This is a genomic window from Psychromonas sp. MB-3u-54 (genome assembly GCF_002836415.1).
In the GTDB taxonomy this organism is placed as follows: domain Bacteria; phylum Pseudomonadota; class Gammaproteobacteria; order Enterobacterales; family Psychromonadaceae; genus Psychromonas.
Genome location: NZ_PJBP01000033.1, coordinates 1 through 718, shown reverse-complemented (window position 1 = coordinate 718; position 718 = coordinate 1). Strand labels below are relative to the sequence as shown.

At 35.5% G+C, this 718-nt stretch carries 1 protein-coding gene; it reads left to right on the top strand.

The genetic code is table 11. The features are described 5' to 3' along the window. Positions 1-224 precede the first annotated feature (224 nt). Positions 225-716 carry a HEPN domain-containing protein gene (locus CXF72_RS00460; RefSeq protein ID WP_101036068.1) on the top strand — a complete coding sequence of 164 codons (492 nt, stop codon included), beginning with the start codon at positions 225-227 and terminating at the stop codon, positions 714-716. Positions 717-718 lie beyond the last annotated feature (2 nt).

Below are 718 nucleotides of genomic sequence, written 5' to 3'. Positions count from 1 at the left end.
CATTTAGACCGAAAGCGACGCCACGGCGCAGCAAACTGCCAACGCTGGTTGTGTGCTTAAAGCTCAATTTTTCAACTACCTGTAAGTCATTTTCTGCTTGATTGATATCAAGCTTCTTCTACTGGTTTAAAACGGTCATATTCCTCATATTTCACAATCTAAAGCCGCATTTATTGGAAAAAAGTTCAATAAATGTGTTTGAATAACTATAAAAGACTACTGTAATGAATGCTGAAAAAGGCTATTTTATTTTTTATAAAAATGGGTGGCATGGTTCTTTTTGTCAAAAGCAGATGAATAGATTAAATGTGGCAACATCTTTTTTACAGCAAGCGAGATCATCTAGTGATATAGGAGTCAAAATTGCCAACTATTGTTCTTATTTCGAAGCTTTAATGAGTACCAATAGTGCAGAGCTAACACATCAATTAGCTGAAAGAGCCGCATTTTTACTCCGAAACCAACCTGAAGATAGATATGAGCACTTTAAACAAACTAAGAAAGCTTATGCCGTTCGGTCTAAAGTTGTCCACGGTGATGTGTTATCAAAAAATCAGTTACAGTCTATCGAAGAAGTTAGTAACCATTGTGACCAAGTTGCAAGAGAACTATTAATTAAAGCACTTTCCGATACCGATTTCCTTGCAGCTTTAGAAGCTAAAGATCATTCTATACTCGATAAATTCCTAATTGAGAAAGTGTTTGGTATAAATTAGCC